18 protein-coding genes are annotated in these 16709 nt (G+C 48.5%); all 18 read left to right on the top strand.

What is annotated here, in order from left to right; all coding sequences use genetic code 11:
- Window positions 1-51 precede the first annotated feature (51 nt).
- The 18 genes from queC to hslO all read left to right on the top strand — a co-directional run bounded on the left by queC (window position 52) and on the right by hslO (window position 16685).
- Window positions 52-816, top strand: coding sequence for a 7-cyano-7-deazaguanine synthase QueC (queC, locus tag PAV_RS09530; RefSeq protein ID WP_005545549.1), 765 nt, complete (start codon window positions 52-54; stop codon window positions 814-816).
- Window positions 816-1304 carry a 6-carboxytetrahydropterin synthase QueD gene (gene queD, locus PAV_RS09535; RefSeq protein ID WP_005545550.1) on the top strand — a complete coding sequence of 163 codons (489 nt, stop codon included), beginning with the start codon at window positions 816-818 and terminating at the stop codon, window positions 1302-1304. Before queC ends, queD begins: the two co-directional genes overlap by 1 nt.
- Window positions 1301-2026, top strand: a complete 726-nt coding sequence (gene queE, locus PAV_RS09540) for a 7-carboxy-7-deazaguanine synthase QueE (RefSeq protein ID WP_005545551.1) — start codon at window positions 1301-1303, stop codon at window positions 2024-2026. The genes queD and queE overlap by 4 nt, the downstream gene beginning before the upstream one ends.
- Window positions 2027-2119: 93 nt before the next feature.
- Window positions 2120-2611 (top strand): preQ(1) synthase, encoded by a 492-nt coding sequence (gene queF / locus PAV_RS09545; protein WP_005545552.1) that lies wholly within the window; start codon window positions 2120-2122, stop codon window positions 2609-2611.
- A 166-nt stretch (window positions 2612-2777) separates the two neighbouring features.
- Entirely contained in the window at window positions 2778-3065 is a 288-nt protein-coding gene (yabP, locus tag PAV_RS09550; RefSeq protein ID WP_005545555.1) for a sporulation protein YabP, read from the top strand.
- 26 nt (window positions 3066-3091) lie between these two features.
- Window positions 3092-3583 (top strand): spore cortex biosynthesis protein YabQ, encoded by a 492-nt coding sequence (gene yabQ, locus PAV_RS09555; protein ID WP_238555789.1) that lies wholly within the window; start codon window positions 3092-3094, stop codon window positions 3581-3583.
- Between the two features lie 166 nt (window positions 3584-3749).
- Window positions 3750-4082, top strand: coding sequence for an FtsB family cell division protein (locus PAV_RS09560; RefSeq protein WP_005545559.1), 333 nt, complete (start codon window positions 3750-3752; stop codon window positions 4080-4082).
- Between the two features lie 130 nt (window positions 4083-4212).
- Window positions 4213-4686 (top strand): S1 domain-containing RNA-binding protein, encoded by a 474-nt coding sequence (locus PAV_RS09565; protein WP_005545561.1) that lies wholly within the window; start codon window positions 4213-4215, stop codon window positions 4684-4686.
- 432 nt (window positions 4687-5118) lie between these two features.
- A complete protein-coding gene (gene spoIIE, locus PAV_RS09570; RefSeq protein WP_040735646.1) occupies window positions 5119-7632 on the top strand; it encodes a stage II sporulation protein E in 2514 nt (837 codons plus the stop codon).
- A 216-nt stretch (window positions 7633-7848) separates the two neighbouring features.
- On the top strand, window positions 7849-8616 hold the full coding sequence (locus PAV_RS09575; RefSeq protein WP_040735748.1) for a vWA domain-containing protein: 768 nt from the start codon (window positions 7849-7851) through the stop codon (window positions 8614-8616).
- On the top strand, window positions 8600-8824 hold the full coding sequence (locus tag PAV_RS36075; protein WP_238555790.1) for a hypothetical protein: 225 nt from the start codon (window positions 8600-8602) through the stop codon (window positions 8822-8824). The genes PAV_RS09575 and PAV_RS36075 overlap by 17 nt, the downstream gene beginning before the upstream one ends.
- A gap of 83 nt (window positions 8825-8907) precedes the next feature.
- Entirely contained in the window at window positions 8908-9627 is a 720-nt protein-coding gene (locus tag PAV_RS09580) for a serine/threonine-protein kinase (protein WP_005545568.1), read from the top strand.
- 312 nt (window positions 9628-9939) lie between these two features.
- Window positions 9940-11535, top strand: a complete 1596-nt coding sequence (gene tilS, locus PAV_RS09585; RefSeq protein WP_005545569.1) for a tRNA lysidine(34) synthetase TilS — start codon at window positions 9940-9942, stop codon at window positions 11533-11535.
- A gap of 90 nt (window positions 11536-11625) precedes the next feature.
- The gene (gene hpt / locus PAV_RS09590) at window positions 11626-12171 is read left to right on the top strand and encodes a hypoxanthine phosphoribosyltransferase (RefSeq protein ID WP_005545570.1); all 546 of its coding nucleotides are present in this window, start codon (window positions 11626-11628) and stop codon (window positions 12169-12171) included.
- 91 nt (window positions 12172-12262) lie between these two features.
- Complete coding sequence (ftsH, locus tag PAV_RS09595) at window positions 12263-14416, top strand: ATP-dependent zinc metalloprotease FtsH (protein ID WP_005545572.1); 2154 nt, start codon at window positions 12263-12265, stop codon at window positions 14414-14416.
- 365 nt (window positions 14417-14781) lie between these two features.
- On the top strand, window positions 14782-14919 hold the full coding sequence (locus tag PAV_RS34560) for a hypothetical protein (protein WP_157266715.1): 138 nt from the start codon (window positions 14782-14784) through the stop codon (window positions 14917-14919).
- Window positions 14920-14923: 4 nt separating this feature from the next.
- Entirely contained in the window at window positions 14924-15694 is a 771-nt protein-coding gene (locus PAV_RS09600; protein ID WP_005545574.1) for a type III pantothenate kinase, read from the top strand.
- Between the two features lie 61 nt (window positions 15695-15755).
- Complete coding sequence (gene hslO / locus PAV_RS09605) at window positions 15756-16685, top strand: Hsp33 family molecular chaperone HslO (RefSeq protein ID WP_005545576.1); 930 nt, start codon at window positions 15756-15758, stop codon at window positions 16683-16685.
- The last annotated feature ends 24 nt before the right edge of the window (window positions 16686-16709 follow it).

Consider the following 16709-nt stretch of genomic DNA (forward strand, 5'->3'; position numbering starts at 1 on the left):
TCTTAGGAGAACCATTCACTGGTTGTGAGGGGACAGGAAAGGATGAAAATCATGAAGAAAGATCAGGAACAGATGAACAACAACCAAGCAGCATCAGCTGACGGGCGTCATTGGGATGCTTCTAATCGCAGACATGCCCAATCAGAACGAAAGCAAGGCAAGGCAGTCGTTGTTTTTAGCGGCGGTCAGGACAGTACGACCTGTTTATTTTGGGCGCTGCAGCGATTTGAGGAAGTGGAAACGATCACCTTTGACTATGGTCAGCGTCATAAGTCGGAGTTGGAGCATGCGAAGGCTATTGCCGGCAAGCTGGGAGTGCCGCACCGCATTCTTGATATGTCCTTACTCAATCAGTTGGCTCCAAATGCTTTGACGCGAGATGACATCGCGATTGAACAGGAAGAGGGCGAACTTCCGAGCACCTTTGTTGAAGGCCGCAACCTATTGTTCTTTTCCTTCGCTGCTGTCTATGCGAAGCAGATTGGCGCGCGCCACATTGTTACAGGGGTTTGCGAAACGGACTTCAGCGGTTATCCGGACTGCCGCGACGTATTCGTCAAATCACTCAATGTAACTCTTAATCTGGCGATGGACTATGGATTTGTGCTGCATACCCCGCTTATGTGGCTGGACAAGGCAGATACATGGCGGCTTGCTGACCAGCTCGGAGCCTTCGACTTCGTTCGCACAGAGACGGTAACCTGCTACAATGGGCTTCCGGGAGATGGCTGCGGAGAGTGTCCGTCTTGTAAGCTGCGTCAGGCTGGATTGGAACGCTACTTGGCTGATCGCGAGCAAGAAGGAGGAATAAGCTGATGAGTACCCCAGGGCCCTTTCATATTGTCGATAGGCTGCAAGTACTGGGAGCCGACATTTCACAGGAGTCGCTGCGGTATCACCGTCACCGGGTACTTGTAAGCAAAGAATTTACCTTCGATGCTGCTCATCATTTGCATGCTTACGAGGGCAAATGTAAAAACCTCCACGGCCACACGTACAAAGTTGTTTTTGGAGTAAGCGGATTTGTAAATGAGATCGGGCTGGCGCTCGACTTTGGAGATATAAAAGAAATTTGGAAGGATAGAATCGAGCCTTTTCTCGATCACCGGTACTTGAATGAAACACTTCCAACGATGAATACAACGGCAGAGAATATGGTTGTGTGGCTCTATGAGCAAATGAAAGCTGCATTACAAGCTGAGCCTTACGCAGAATGCTGCGAAGGGGGAAGAGTAGAATTTGTGAGGCTTTACGAGACGCCAACCAGTTATGCGGAAGCAAGACGGGAGTGGATAGAGCAATGACGATACCCGTCCTTGAAATATTTGGCCCTACCGTGCAGGGAGAGGGCCTCCTCGTCGGGCAGAAGACCATGTTCGTCCGTACAGCAGGCTGCGATTACCGCTGCTCCTGGTGCGACTCCGCCTTCACCTGGGATGGTTCTGCCAAGGATGACATCCAACAGATGGCGGCTGACGAAGTAATCGCCGAACTGGATCGACTGGCTGAAGGCCGGTATGCCCATGTAACGATATCTGGCGGCAACCCAGCTCTGCTGGGAGGCATAGGCGAGCTGGTTGAGCGACTGAGTAAGCGCGGAGTCCGCACGGCTGTGGAGACGCAAGGCTCGCGCTGGCAAAACTGGCTCTTGGATATCGACGATGTTACATTGTCGCCGAAGCCGCCAAGCTCAGGAATGGATACAGATTTTGTGCGCTTGGACGAAATTGCTGAGAAGCTGTGGAACCGTTCTGTGCGTAAGGGCTTATGCTTGAAAGTCGTTGTGTTCAATGAAGAGGACATGCGATATGCGATTGCCGTCCATGAACGTTACCCCGAGATTCCTTTTGTCATGCAGACTGGGAATGAAGATGTTCACAATAATGATGATCAGGAGCTTATACAGAAGCTGCTTCGCCGATATGAATGGCTGATCGATCAAGTGGCATTGGAACCGCGTCTAAATCGAACACGGGTGCTGCCTCAACTGCACACCTTAGTATGGGGCAACAAGCGCGGCGTATAGCAACGGCACATATCTGCACAGGACAGACTAGCGGCTTAGAAATACGGTAGAGCCCTTCATAAGGATCATGATAGAGAAGGAGAACTGATAACGATGGCAGGAAGAAACGAAGCAGAATTGAACTTAACCCAGCTTGGAGTAAAAACGGAGTATCCGTCAGATTACGCTCCAGATATTTTGGAATCATTCGACAATAAGCACCCGAACCGGGATTATTTCGTCAAATTCAATTGCCCGGAATTTACGAGTCTTTGTCCGATAACCGGACAACCGGACTTTGCGACTATCTACATCAGCTATATTCCAGGTGTAAAATGTGTAGAGAGCAAATCACTCAAGCTCTACCTGTTTAGCTTCCGCAACCATGGCGATTTCCATGAAGATTGTGTAAATATCATTATGAACGACCTAATCAAGCTGCTTGATCCAAGATATATTGAGGTATGGGGTAAGTTTACGCCGCGCGGTGGCATTTCAATCGACCCGTACTGCAATTACGGTCAGCCAGGCACGAAATATGTGGAGATGGCCGCTCATCGCTTGATGAATCATGATATGTATCCAGAGAAAGTCGATAATCGCTAGGCAATAGGCATTTGTTCATAGCCTGGAAAGATCACGGCATGCAGGCAATGGAAGAGAGAGTAATCGTTCTATCGTATGATTCAATGATTCTCTCTCTTTGCTATTTTTGCAGTTCTAATCTGCAATCCCCTTCATATGCTAGTGTTGAGAAGGAGGGGTACATGCTATGGTTGATTTCAATAAGCAAGCGGCCAAGCGTCAAGAAGTGAAAATGATGAACCGCAAGCTCCTCGAAATTAGCGGAGTGAGCAAGGTAGAGAGCTTCGATAGTGAGGAGTTCCTGCTTGATACGGAATGCGGCTTCTTGACAATTCGCGGCCACAATTTGCATATTAAAAATTTGAGCCTTGAACAAGGCTTGGTTGCCATTGAAGGTATGGTCAACTCCCTGACCTATTTGGATGCGAATGCACAGGACAAGTCAAAAGGCTTTTTTGGTAAGCTGTTCAAGTGAACCTGCATACCCAATGGATGACCGTAATGCTCATGCTGATGAGCGGACTTGCGCTTGGTCTGGTGTTCGACAGCTATCGCGTCGTCGCAGGCCAATTCAAGTTTCCACGGTGGACGCTGCCGGTATTTGACCTGCTGTATTGGTTAGCTGCGACTGTATTCGTGTTCCAAATGCTCGTTAAGGGCAATCAGGGAGAATTAAGGTTTTATGTAGTGCTTGGCTTAGCTGCAGGAGCATGGCTGTATGCCGTCTTTCTTAGTCGCATCACTGTAGCTATTGTGAAATGGCTGGTTACGGCGCTAAAGGCAGTGTGGCGTTTTGCCATGCGATGTGTGCATGTGCTTGTTGTCCTGCCGCTGAAGGCGATTTTGACAGGGGGAAAAGCACTTACATTTTTTTCATATCGTCTGCTATGTTCCTTCTCAAAATTGTGCTACAATGTTTACGACCGCTCTGGATGCTCATCGCATGGTTATTCAAGCCGCTTGTCATGCCGCTATGGAACCGATTCGGAATGACGGAACGGTGCAAGAGCACTTGGCGTGGGATGATATCAGCCGGCAAGCGCATTTCCGCGTGGCCCATTGGCGTATGTCGCCAGATGAGGCGGTTCCTTGACCTGTTTAGACGTAAGCGCTAACGGGTAAGGTGTATCGTGATCTACTGATACAAGGGGGTGCATGTATGTCGGTGTCTAAATCCCGAAGACATACTCCAATCCGCAATCAAGATAACAAAATAGCGGGAGCCAAGCGCAGATTGCGCTTATGGCTGATCTTCATGGCGTTGTTTATAGGGTGGGGCACATATACGTACTTCAGTCAATTGAACACGATGGAGGAACTTCGCTCGGATTTGGTGGCACGTGAGAAGGAGAAGAGCGAGGTTGAACAGGTTCGCAATGAGCTCCGCCAAGAAGTGGATAGGCTCAATACAACGGAATACATACTGCAATTGGCGCGAAGCCGAGGTATGGTGCTTCCGGACGAACTCCTCATCCGCAAACACGATGAATAGAGCGTAAAATCAGGACAACCGTCGGTTGACCAATGTTGCGCCATTACAGTATAATCACGACATAAGCATTGCTTTTTTGCTTTTTGAGCAATGTTCCGTTTAACATTTTAAGGGAGGAACATTTTATTCTATGACAATTGAAGTGGGCACCAAGTTAGAAGGCAAGGTGACAGGGATTACGCATTTTGGAGCGTTCGTTGATCTGTCGGGAGGTGTCACGGGACTGGTTCACATCTCTGAAATTGCCGATAACTATGTCAAGGACGTGAATGACCATTTGAAGATTGACGATGTCGTCACGGTCAAAGTTATTAACGTCGACAAGGACGGCAAGATCGGCTTGTCTATTAAGCAAGCAGTCGATAAACCTGCATCGGAGCAGAGACCTCCAAGAGGACCTCGTCCGGACCGTCCTCCAGGAAGAGACGGGGGCAATAGCAGGTATGGACACGGGAACCGGGATCGAGGGGGACGCAAGTCGCCTAGTTTCGCTTCTTTTGAGGATAAGATGTCGCGCTTCCTTAAGGATAGTGAAGAACGCATTTCTTCTTTGAAGAAGAATACGGAATCTAAGCGCGGAGGCCGTGGAGCACGCCGCATGTAATCGTCCAAGATGACAACGAAAATAAAGCCGCAAGCCGGGCAACCGGTTTTGCGGTTTTTTTGCGTTGTTCGGGAAAATGAAGACGCCACAATATGACGGGATCACCGTTTCCTTGCCACGCAAGCGCCAGCAAAACTTTTTTTGTCGTGCCGCACTGCCTGTACGACAGGTTCTTACGCCTTTCCGTATGCTTTATTGTCAAATGGAGGTCGACCCTTGCGGGTAAGCGGCAAAAATATGACATCTCCACTTGGAAGCCGCCGAAGTAAAAATCGCCAAAACCCTTGTTGCGCCGTATATATCCTGCATTGGTTACACTTGCGACGGTTGTCGGAAAGTTTTTTTGGCACATTTCCTTTTTATGACAAACTATTTCTGAGACCTTTTCTATAATGGGAGGCACACAATTCATAGAATAGGTGGTGCCAAATGATGAGTAAGACGAAGATCATTCCATTTCCCAAGAGAGGCTGGCAGGAAATCAAGGATGAGGGTGCAGGCTGGATGGATACTCCGAGCAAGTGGCGGCTTGATCGATTCCACCGCATGTTGGGCACGCGCAAATGGACAATTATGTTCGTCCTGATCGGATTCTTGCTAGGACGGGCCATGATTTTGAATGAATTATTTCCGTTTGCGGCTGCCTTTTTCGCTGTTGTCTATTTTTCGCGCCGAGAGCTGGCTACATGGGTAGGAACTGCCCTGCTCGCGGGGAGCCTGTTCGCTCCCGCTCAGATCACGCTGATGATGGGAATGCAACTGCTGCTCATTGTGCTCATGTATCGCGGATGGAAGGCTTATGATAAGCGTTCGGATATGAATGTGGCTCCATTGATGGTATTTTCGGCAAGCCTGATTGTGAAGCTGTTTGTTACCTTTATGTCCAATTCCCTTACCTGGTATGCCCTAGCGATGGATGTTACAGATGCAACACTTGGCCTCGTCTTAACGCTCGTATTTGTACAAGCCCTACCTGTACTGACGATGAGCAAGCGCAATTATACGCTCCGAGTTGATGAAATGATATGTTTGATGATTTTACTTGCATCTATGATGACAGGTGCTGTCGGCTGGACTGTACAAGGGATGCAGCTTGACCATATCCTATCACGCTATTTTGTGCTCTTATTCGCCCTTGTTGGAGGGGCGCCGCTTGGAGCTTCAGTAGGCGTTGTGCTAGGCCTTATACTTGGTCTCGCAGAGCCGAGCTCCTTATCGCAGATGAGCGTATTGGCCTTCTCTGGTCTATTGGCAGGACTGCTTCGAGAAGGCAAGCGATGGGCGGTGGCCTTCGGCATGCTGCTGGGAACTGCCATATTGTCCGTCTATATTGGCCCGCCTGAGCAGGTAATGGTGTCGACATGGGAAACGATAGCAGCAGCAGCACTATTTCTCCTTACTCCAAAATCAATATGCCGCACATTGGCAAAGTATGTCCCAGGAACGACAGAGCATACGAATTCGCAGCATGAGTATGCGAAGAGAATGCGTGACATGACAGCAGAACGAGTACAGCAGTTCTCGAAGGTATTCGATCAGCTGTCACACAGCTTTAAGCAGGCAGCACCTACTGCTGCCAGTGATATGCCGCCAAGTGAAGAAGAGGTATCGAAAGGGGTCATTGAGGCTGCAACCGTTGTAACCTGTGGGGCATGTCCGCGAAGGCAAGCATGCTGGGGACGAAAATCTGTGCAGACAATGACTATGATGAAGCAAATGCTCGTAAAGGTAGGGGAGAATCCGGAGTTCGCCTGGAAGGATAAGCAGCTTCCCCATTCCTGGAAGAATCATTGCCTAAGGGCGCATCAAATGCTGACGGTGTTGCGCGATCAGCATATCCGGCATATTCATGAGGAGCATCTGCACAAGCAGTTGCAGGACAGCCGACATTTTGTAGCGGAACAGCTATTAGGAGTATCGCAAGTTATGGAGGACTTGGCAAAGGAGATCCAACGCGAAAGCCGAGAGTTATTCATGCAGGAGGAGCAAATCAGGCAGGCCGTTGAGGATCTCGGACTATCGGTACATCGTGTCGATATCATTTCATTGGATCCTGGACGCGTAGAGATAGAGATGGTGCATTCTTTTACAGAAGGATATGATGAGTGCAGGAAGCTGATCGCACCGCTGCTGTCTGATATATTAGGCGAGCACATAGCGGTACGTGACGAAGCTATAACCGGTGCGGAAGGTCAAGGCACGGTCACCTTCGTCACGGCCAAAGCCTTCGAGGTGGATACAGGTATGGCGGGCACCGCTAAAGGAGGGGGAATGCTGTCAGGGGATAGCTTCAGTGCGCTTGAGCTTGGAAGCGGCAAATTCGCGGTTGCCTTAAGTGATGGCATGGGAAATGGAGAGCGGGCTCGCTTAGAAAGCAGCACGGCGCTTCATCTGCTCGCACAGCTTCTGCAGGCAGGAATTGACGAGCAGTTGGCCATCAAGTCTGTCAACTCAGTGCTGGCTCTGCGATCACCGGATGAAGTATATGCCACTCTTGATTTAGCCATTATTGATCTTTTCTCGGCAAAGACGATGCTCATAAAGAGTGGCTCGACACCAAGCTTCATTAAGAGAGGGGATGAGGTTCACTTAGTTTCATCGAATAATTTGCCGATAGGTATATTACAGGATATTGATATCGAACTGGTTGACACCTCTCTATCGCCTGGAGATATTGTGGTGATGATGACTGACGGGGTGTTCGATGCATCCGGGCCTGCTGTAAATAAGGAATTGTGGATGAAGCGGCTTATACAGGAATTGGAGACGGACGATCCACAGGAAGTTGCTGATCTTCTGCTTGAGACGGTGATCCGGCACTCGGGCGGACGAATTGATGATGATATGACCGTTGTTGTCACGCGTGTAACGAGACATCAACCGCAATGGGCTACTTTGCATTGGAGCGGGAGTGATCAGGTCGAACGGCCGATGCCGGTGAGTTGATTCGTGGACTGCGGACAACAGGACTGCTTAAATTTACACATACAGGTTGAAGGGTAGGAAGAAAGAAACTGAAATAGAAGGAGGTTGCTGATTTTGTAATTTTCTTCTATGATTTTTATGGATGAAGCAATTACATCATACTATGGTTAAACTCTCCTATCATGGGGAACACTAGAACTAGATTCATAGTGACCATAGGGGGATGAAAGAAGTATGATGAAGCAAATTCTTCTCATTACGGACGGATGCTCCAATGTAGGGATTCAGCCCGCCATTGCCGCCGCGGAGGCAAGGGACAACGGGATAACGGTTAATGTAGTAGGCATTATAGATTATGGTACGATTGGACAATTGGGGGCTTGCGAGATTGAGGAGATTGCTAGTGCAGGCGGCGGGGTTAGCCGCATTGTGCAATCGCATGAGTTGTCTCAGACGATTCAGATGATGACGCGCAAGACCGTTGTACAGACGATCCAGCAAGCTGTGAACAAGGAATTGAAGCTTATATTGGGTGATACTGCGGAGGAAGGCGTACAGGCTCTCCCTCTAGAAAAGCGCTCTGAAGTTGTTCGTGTCATGGACGAGATGACGGAACATACGCCACTTAAGGTTGCACTGCTTATTGATGCTAGTGCAAGCATGAAGCCGAAACTGGTCGCAGTGGAGGAGGCGATACGGGATTTAATGCTCAGCCTGCAAGCAAGAAGCGGCAAGAGCGAGCTATCCGTTTTTCATTTTCCGGGCCCATATGGGGGAAAGGAAGCTGTTCAGGATTTGGAGTGGACTGATGAGATTTCTCGTGCGAAAAAGTTGTTCCAGCGGCTGAATATGCGTGGGACGACGCCAACAGGTCCTGCTTTGCTACAAGTCGTGGATTATTACCGAACGGTACCTCGCTCTGCAGCTCAGAAAGCGGAAACAGTGACTGTGGATCATCATGAACGAATGGAAATGGACGGGATATGGAGTGACTACATCGTTTAAAGTAAGGCGACAACTCAATACAGCATCCCATAAGAGGGAGCTTCGCCATCAGCTGCGAGCAGGCATGATGATGCAAGGTGTATGGAATCATCGTGTCTATCGTATTGAACGTCTGCTTGGACGCGGTGCCAATGGAGTTGTCTATCTAGTGACGATGTTGTCGGCTTCTGACGACAGACATGGGGGGCGGTTGGAACCTTTGCGTTAAAAATTAGCGCCAATGCCGTTGACCTTCAATCGGAGGTAAATGCGCTTGGCAGCCTCGAAAAGCAGCGTAAAACGCTCTCCCGAATGTCAGATCGACAAGACAATCGACCCTTCCTGGTCGATGTAGATGATGCAGATGTGAATGGGGAACGTATTTCCTTTTATGTGATGCGCTATGTTCCCGGTGAGAGCATTACCGCTTATATTCGAAAGAAGGGGCCTAAGTGGTATGGTATTGTGGGAGGAAAGCTTCTGGCGAAGCTGCATAATGTACATCGTCATGGATGGGTATTCGGCGATCTGAAGGCTGAGAATGTGATCGTTGGAAACGGTGGTGAAGTAGAGCTTGTTGACTATGGGGGGCTGACTGGCAAGGGGAAGAGTGTAAAACAATTTACGGAGATGTACGATCGTGGGTATTGGCATGCAGGCTCGCGGACGGCTGATGACGGCTATGATCTGTTTTCTTTTGCGATACTGACGATTCATGTGCTCGGAGGCAAGGGGCTTCGTGAACGCATGAAGAAAGCGCTGCCGCAAATGCGGGAAGCAAAGGAGTTATTGGATATAATACACGCCCATCCTGTTTTGCGGCTATATGAGCCATGGCTCATTCATGCAATTAAGGGGACATTTGCAAGCTCAGAAGAAGCATGCCGAATGTGGAATGATATAAGTCGCCGCTTGCATCGATCGGGGATGAGGCCACACCGGCCTACGCCACTATGGATGAAGTGGTTTTTTGCCGTATCCGTTATTTTGTTTACGATTAGTATCGTTTGGTGGACGAGCAGCTTCGAATAATGGAATTTCTAAATTGTGGTCCCATGGTAACAATCATATGCATCTTATCCGTCGACACAACGTAGTTATACTTACATACTTACTTATTAAGAAGTGTTCAAAAGGACAGCAAATAGTTCCAATCGTCTTAGTAGAGAATGCAAAATAACAAACTCACTAGAGCATGGTGGGATAGAAATAGTGTCTTTTTGCCAGACTTCAAACATTTGGTATCATCATACATAATGAATTAAGAAGGAAACGATACTGCTTTCACTCGGAAATAGGTTAGAGTGATGCAGGCAGGAAGGCTATGACGGGAGTCGGGGATGAATGATGACAGCAGGACAATCAACAGGTGGTGGACCATTTGATGCTTGGCACAAATGGATCGCACAGCGGGAAATTGAGTGGTGCAAGAAAAAGTTGTGGAGCCAAGGTGCTGTAATTGTAGTAGCTGTATCCGGTGGGCCGGATTCGATGCTGCTTCTTCATGCATTGACTGCACTGGATGAACGCAGCGACTGCAAACCAGGCAAGCTTATTGTTGCCCACGTGCATCACGGCTTTCGCGGTCAGGAATCGGAAGAAGAGGCCGAGTTCGTGGAGCAGGAAACCGTAAAACTGGGCTTACCATTTGAGATGATTCGTGTTGATGCGCCTGGTCTATCGAAACGGGAAGGGCTCAATCCACAAGCGGCAGCGCGACAGCTGCGATACGAGTTTCTTATCCAGATTGCACATCGCTATGCGGCCACCCATATAGCTCTTGCTCACCATGCGGATGATCAAGCCGAAACAGTGCTCATGCGTATGATCCGAGGAACGGGCATCACAGGATTGGCGGGAATGGCATGGAGCCGCGAGGAGGATGGACTGCATTATATTCGGCCATTACTCGATCTGCGCAAAGCGGAAGTGCTGCAACGGTGTGACGAGCGGGGAATATCTTACGTGACAGATAGCAGTAATGCCAAACGTAGTTATTTTCGCAATCGGATGAGGCTAGATATTATCCCTCAGCTAGAGGAGGAGAACCCTAAACTTGTTGAGGCCATGTGCAGAATGGCAGACGCGCTACGTGATGAGGACGATTATATGGAATACGAGACACGAAAGCTGTTTCAACGCCACGTAAAGGCGGTAAACGGTGATAAATCCGTTGATAGCAATTCAGCTCCTTTTATCCCGCATGTGCAGACAGGATATATTCTTGATCGGAACACCTTTCTTGGACTACATGTAGCTTTACAACGCAGGTTGATTAAACTAATATTAAATTATCTTACACGAGGTTCGGATCAGATTGATTTTGAAGCCGTTGACTCAGCAAGAGTGAGAGCAGCAGGCGAGTGTTCGACTACGTGGAGGGTGGATGTTGCTCAGGACATTGTATTTGCGCGTGAATATGGGCGTTTGCTATGGCTTCGGATACACCATGAACATAAAGAAGGTGCAGACTGTAAGGCTAGCTTTACGATACATAGAACCGATGCAATGGGGCAATTGTTCTTACCGGACAACAACAGCACGTTACGATGGCTGACTTCAGAAGAACTGAAGGGCTGCGGCAATTCCGGATCCATGGAAGAAATTTCTGTGGGCCAACATCATCACGGACAGGCTTGGGAAGCTTCTTTTGATGCGGATGGGCTGTGCTGGCCGCTTGTTGTTCGTACTCGGCAGCCGGGAGATCGGATGCGGATACAAGGACTAAATGGCAGCAAAAAGGTGCAAGATATGTTCGTTGACTTGAAAATCGCGCCGTCATTGCGCGACTCGATTCCTCTTGTTGCGGACGCGAACGGACACGTTGTGTGGATACCTGGGGTACGGCGTTCTAATGCGGCATACGTGCAGTCTTCGACACAGGCGGTCATTCATTTTGCACTGGAGGGCGGAGCCCATGAGCGATCTGTCCATCCATGAGGTAACGAAGACATTGCCGGTCATTGGCATGCCGCATGGAACGAATAACGTTCACATAAGATTGAGTATTCACAATAGGAGGGCCCATCATTGCAGAACGACATTGAGAAGGTAGTATTTAGTGAGGAGCAGCTTCAAGCAAGAGTAAAGGAACTGGGCGAACAGATTAGCCGCGATTATGCGGGTAAATGTCCGCTCGTTATTTGCGTGCTCAAAGGTGCGTTCATCTTTATGGCCGATTTGGTCAAAAATGTTACAGTACCATTGGAATTGGATTTCATGGCTGTATCCAGTTATGGGGCATCGACGAAGTCGTCGGGTGTGGTACGTATTTTGAAAGACTTGGATGTATCGGTTGAAGGGCGCGATGTCCTCATTGTAGAGGATATTATTGATACAGGGCTGACACTTAGTTACCTCATTGAGGTACTTCAGGGTCGTAAGGCGAACTCGATCCGTGTAGTTACTCTGTTCGATAAGCCTGCACGACGCACCACTAATATGGAAGCAGACTACAAAGGATTCGTCCTGCCGGATGAGTTTATCGTTGGGTACGGACTTGATTTTGCCGAGAAGTACCGCAACCTACCATACATTGGCGTATTGAAGCGTGAGATTTATTCCGACGAGGTGTAAAATCATTCACTCTCATCGCTTGGATGGTCAAGTTGTGATGGCAATACGTGCTATGATACAATAACTTCGTGTCTTTGAGAGGAGGTTGGGGATGAATCGCTTTTTTAAGAACTCTGGTTTTTATCTGATTCTTTTTCTAGTCGTGGTCGGCATTGTCCAATTTATTGGTAACGGCGGAGAAACCACGGAAACCCCGAGATATGACCAGTTTCGCAAAGAGCTAGCGGCCAACAATATAGACGAAATGACGATTCAATATGAAGGTCGAGCATATTTGGTCATCGGTAAATATAAGAAAATTCCAGATGGACAGAAATCTCAGCAGTTTGTAACTTATATTCCAGATAGTTCACCAGCTATTGAGGAGATTATGAAGGCCGATACGGCTCAAGATTCCTTAAAGCTGACTTGGAAGAAGATGGAGGAGCAAAGTCTCTGGCTAACTGTTCTTACTTCCTTCATTCCATTTGTCATTATGTTCATCCTGTTCTTCTTCTTCTTTAATCAGGCTCAAGGTGGCGGCGGCAAGGTTATGAATTTCGGCAAAAGCCGCGCTCGCTTGTATAACGAAGAGAAGAAGCGTGTTACCTTCGAAGATGTAGCAGGGGCGGATGAAGAGAAGCAGGAATTGGTCGAGGTTGTCGAATTCCTCAAGGATCCGCGCAAATTTGCTGCTCTTGGCGCACGTATTCCGAAGGGTGTTCTGTTGAATGGCCCTCCGGGTACAGGTAAAACATTGCTTGCTCGCGCAGTAGCAGGTGAGGCAGGAGTTCCATTCTTTAGCATTTCAGGTTCCGACTTCGTTGAAATGTTTGTCGGTGTCGGCGCATCCCGTGTGCGTGACCTGTTCGAAAATGCGAAGAAAAATGCTCCTTGTATTATCTTTATTGATGAAATTGATGCTGTCGGTCGTCAACGCGGCGCCGGTCTCGGCGGTGGCCATGATGAGCGGGAACAGACTCTTAACCAATTGCTCGTTGAGATGGACGGTTTCGGTGCCAATGAAGGAATTATCATTGTAGCTGCAACGAACCGACCAGATATTCTTGATCCAGCATTGCTCCGTCCAGGTCGTTTCGACCGTCAAATTACAGTGGATCGCCCTGACTTGAAGGGACGGGAAGCTGTGTTGAAGGTTCATGCGCGCAACAAGCCGCTGAACAAGGACGTGAAGTTGAATACAATTGCTAAGCGGACAACAGGCTTTACGGGTGCCGACTTGGAGAATTTGCTGAATGAAGCGGCATTGCTTGCAGCTCGCAAGAACCATAAAGACATTACGATGACAGATGTGGACGAAGCGATCGACCGTGTTATCGTAGGTACAGAGAAGCGCAGCCGCATGATCAGCGAACGTGAAAAACGAATTGTCGCGTTCCACGAAGCCGGTCATACCATTATCGGATACTTCTTGGAACATGCAGATATGGTGCATAAGGTTACAATTATTCCTCGTGGACGCGCAGGCGGATACGTCATTATGCTTCCGAAGGAAGATCGCATGCTTACAACGAAGCAAGAGCTTCTTGACAGAATTACCGGCTTGTTAGGCGGCCGTGTAGCTGAGGAATTGTTCATCGGCGAAATCGGTACAGGCGCATATAGCGACTTCCAGCAAGCAACTCGCATTGTACGCAGTATGATTATGGAATACGGCATGAGCGACAAGCTTGGCCCAATGCAGTTCGGTAATCGCCAAGGCGAAGTGTTCCTCGGTCGTGATCTTGGACACGAACAGAACTACTCTGATGCGATTGCTTATGAGATTGATCAAGAAATGCAGCGGATCATCAATGAGTGCTACGAGCGTGCAAAAACATTGCTCACGAAGCATACTCGTGAAGTGAACCTTATTGCGAATACGTTGCTGGAATTGGAAACACTTGAGCTTGATCAAATCAAGCAATTGATTGAAAATGGCCATATTACGGGAGCGAAATCGGATAGCGACGACTCTGGCAACACAACGGGATCAGCTGAAACTTCTTTCACAACGCCGATCATCGAAACGACTGGTGATGTGAAGGTGAACCTCGTTGGCAAGCCGGAGAAGCTTGGCCCTTCGCAATGGGACTCCACAGCTGGAGCTAAGCCGGAAGGCGATATCCCGAACGGAGCTTCGCCAGAGGATTTCCGCAGCAATGAGACGTCAAGCGTTGAACGTCCAGATGCTCCTTCCGAGCAGTCAGATGCGAACACAGAAACGAAAGACAGCACAGATGATAACAAGAACAATAACCAATAGATTAGCCCTCATTCGCCGATTCGGCGATTGTGAAGAGTGCACCTTAGCGTGCACTCTTTTTTTATGATCGTGGAAATATAGGGGGCCGTCCCGATTGTGAATTGACACAGCCATAGGCGTTGTGTAAATTAAGTGTTAATGACTACACTAAGAGGGAACTCATGCATACAGTTGACAAAGGCGTGCCGCGTCGCATGGCATGATAGAATTTTCACTTGAGTGTGGGAGCTTGTACCTGATGGAAATTATGATGTTTCTATAGGTCGTGCGATTATAACCTGTCATCGTACAACGTTGTCACCGTTGATGATGCGTCATGCAGGGATCCATATTCCTGCTAGTTGCGTATTAGGAAGACATCAAGATTGAAGCAGCGGGCGAGTTCGCGCTCTACCGTTCGCGGCAAAGCGTTGATCGATGTCGATGTCATTTCCGTTACAAGCGTTTCCATATTTATAACGGTCGACATCAATCTTGACTTGAATGCGAAGAAAGAGGGATAGAACTGTGATTCTCGTTATCGATGTAGGAAATACAAATATTGTTCTAGGTGTATATCAACAGGAGACGCTGCAGCATTTTTGGAGGCTGTCAACGAATCGCCAAGCCACGGCTGATGAATATGGCGTCATGATCCATAACTTATTTTCACTTGCAGGACTTTCTGTTAAGGATATCGACGGGGTTATTATATCGTCTGTCGTTCCACCAATTATGTCTACGATGGAATTATTGTGTGAAACATACTTATACAAGACACCGCTTATCGTTGGTCCGGGTGTGAAAACTGGTTTGAACATTCGTTATGAGAATCCGCGTGAGGTAGGGGCCGATCGCATCGTGAATGCGGTAGCAGCCATTGAGCAGTATGGCGGCGAGATGCCGCTTGTTGTTGTGGATTTCGGGACGGCAACGACATTTGATGTCATTGATGTGCAAGGCAATTATTTGGGCGGTGCTATTGTGCCGGGGATTGGTATCTCGACGGAAGCGCTCTACCAACGTGCGGCGAAGCTGCCCCGCATTGAGCTGACGAAGCCGAAGTCTGTTATCGGCCGCAATACAGTTCATTCCATGCAAGCAGGCATTATCTTTGGTTATGCTGGTCAGGTTGATGGAATCGTCGATCGCATAAGTCAGGAATTAGGGGCACAACCTAAGGTGGTAGCTACGGGCGGTCTGGCAGATCTGATTGCAAGTGAATCACGCACAATCGACACTACGAATCCGCTGCTTACGCTTGAAGGGCTGCGTCTCATTTACAATCGCAATCAATAATATAGAGAATCGTTGTAAACTGTCATTCGTTTAAAAATATGCAAGGCAACAGGAGGCACTCATGGAAGAGAGTAAGGAACAACAGAACGTCACACAAGGTGCAGCTCAAGATATGCTTATCCGTGGAACTGGACTGGGTGGGAAGGTTCGTATTTTTGCGGCGCGCACGACAGGATTGGTCAATGAGCTGCAACGTCGTCATGGTACATACCCAACGGCAACAGCAGCATTGGGACGTACGGTAACTGCTGCAGCAATGATGGGTGCTATGCTGAAGGGTGAGGAGAAGCTCACGGTTCAGGTAAAGGGAGACGGTCCTATCGGACAAGTCGTTGCAGATGCCAATGCACGTGGAGAGGTTCGGGGCTACGTTACGCATCCCCAAGTTCATTTGGCAAGCAACGCTGAAGGCAAGCTGGATGTTGCGGGAGCAGTAGGCCGCAGCGGTTTCATTCATATTACGAAGGATTTAGGATTGAAGGAGCCTTACCGTGGAAGCTCCCCGATTATTTCGGGAGAACTGGGAGAAGATTTTACGTATTACTTCGCAACATCAGAGCAGACACCATCCGCAGTTGGACTTGGTGTGCTTGTCGATACGGACAGCTCGGTACTTCATGCAGGTGGCTTTATTATCCAGTTGCTTCCAGGTTTGTCTGATGGAGAGATTACCGAAATTGAGCGATCATTAAGCATGCTGCCGCCGGTAACAGCTTTGCTTGATCAAGGTATGGAGCTTGATGAGCTCGTAACATGGATCGTGAAGGACGTAAACATTATGGATCGGATGCCGATTGTATTCCAATGCCAGTGCTCAAGAGAACGCGTGGAGAGTACGCTTATCAGCTTGGGACAGGAAGAACTGCAGACGATTATCGATGAAGATCACAAGGCAGAAGTTGTATGTCATTTCTGCAATGAGTCATACAAATTCAATCGTGATGATTTAGAGAAACTGGTTGCGGCAGCGACAAAGAAAAAGCAGTCATAAGGGAAGTGTAAGCGCAGGCGCGTT

The sequence above is a fragment of the Paenibacillus alvei DSM 29 genome, assembly GCF_000293805.1.
Classification (GTDB): Bacteria; Bacillota; Bacilli; order Paenibacillales; family Paenibacillaceae; genus Paenibacillus_B; species Paenibacillus_B alvei.

Coding starts and splice junctions, on each gene's coding strand:
- queF (WP_005545552.1), top strand. CDS start 2,120: ATGGCAGGAAGAAACGAAGCAGAATTGAACTTAACCCAGCTTGGAGTA.
- ftsH (WP_005545572.1), top strand. CDS start 12,263: ATGAATCGCTTTTTTAAGAACTCTGGTTTTTATCTGATTCTTTTTCTA.
- yabP (WP_005545555.1), top strand. CDS start 2,778: ATGGTTGATTTCAATAAGCAAGCGGCCAAGCGTCAAGAAGTGAAAATG.
- queC (WP_005545549.1), top strand. CDS start 52: ATGAAGAAAGATCAGGAACAGATGAACAACAACCAAGCAGCATCAGCT.
- spoIIE (WP_040735646.1), top strand. CDS start 5,119: ATGAGTAAGACGAAGATCATTCCATTTCCCAAGAGAGGCTGGCAGGAA.
- PAV_RS09580 (WP_005545568.1), top strand. CDS start 8,908: ATGTCAGATCGACAAGACAATCGACCCTTCCTGGTCGATGTAGATGAT.
- yabQ (WP_238555789.1), top strand. CDS start 3,092: ATGCTCATGCTGATGAGCGGACTTGCGCTTGGTCTGGTGTTCGACAGC.
- queE (WP_005545551.1), top strand. CDS start 1,301: ATGACGATACCCGTCCTTGAAATATTTGGCCCTACCGTGCAGGGAGAG.
- tilS (WP_005545569.1), top strand. CDS start 9,940: ATGATGACAGCAGGACAATCAACAGGTGGTGGACCATTTGATGCTTGG.
- hslO (WP_005545576.1), top strand. CDS start 15,756: ATGGAAGAGAGTAAGGAACAACAGAACGTCACACAAGGTGCAGCTCAA.
- PAV_RS09560 (WP_005545559.1), top strand. CDS start 3,750: ATGTCGGTGTCTAAATCCCGAAGACATACTCCAATCCGCAATCAAGAT.
- PAV_RS09575 (WP_040735748.1), top strand. CDS start 7,849: ATGAAGCAAATTCTTCTCATTACGGACGGATGCTCCAATGTAGGGATT.
- queD (WP_005545550.1), top strand. CDS start 816: ATGAGTACCCCAGGGCCCTTTCATATTGTCGATAGGCTGCAAGTACTG.
- PAV_RS09565 (WP_005545561.1), top strand. CDS start 4,213: ATGACAATTGAAGTGGGCACCAAGTTAGAAGGCAAGGTGACAGGGATT.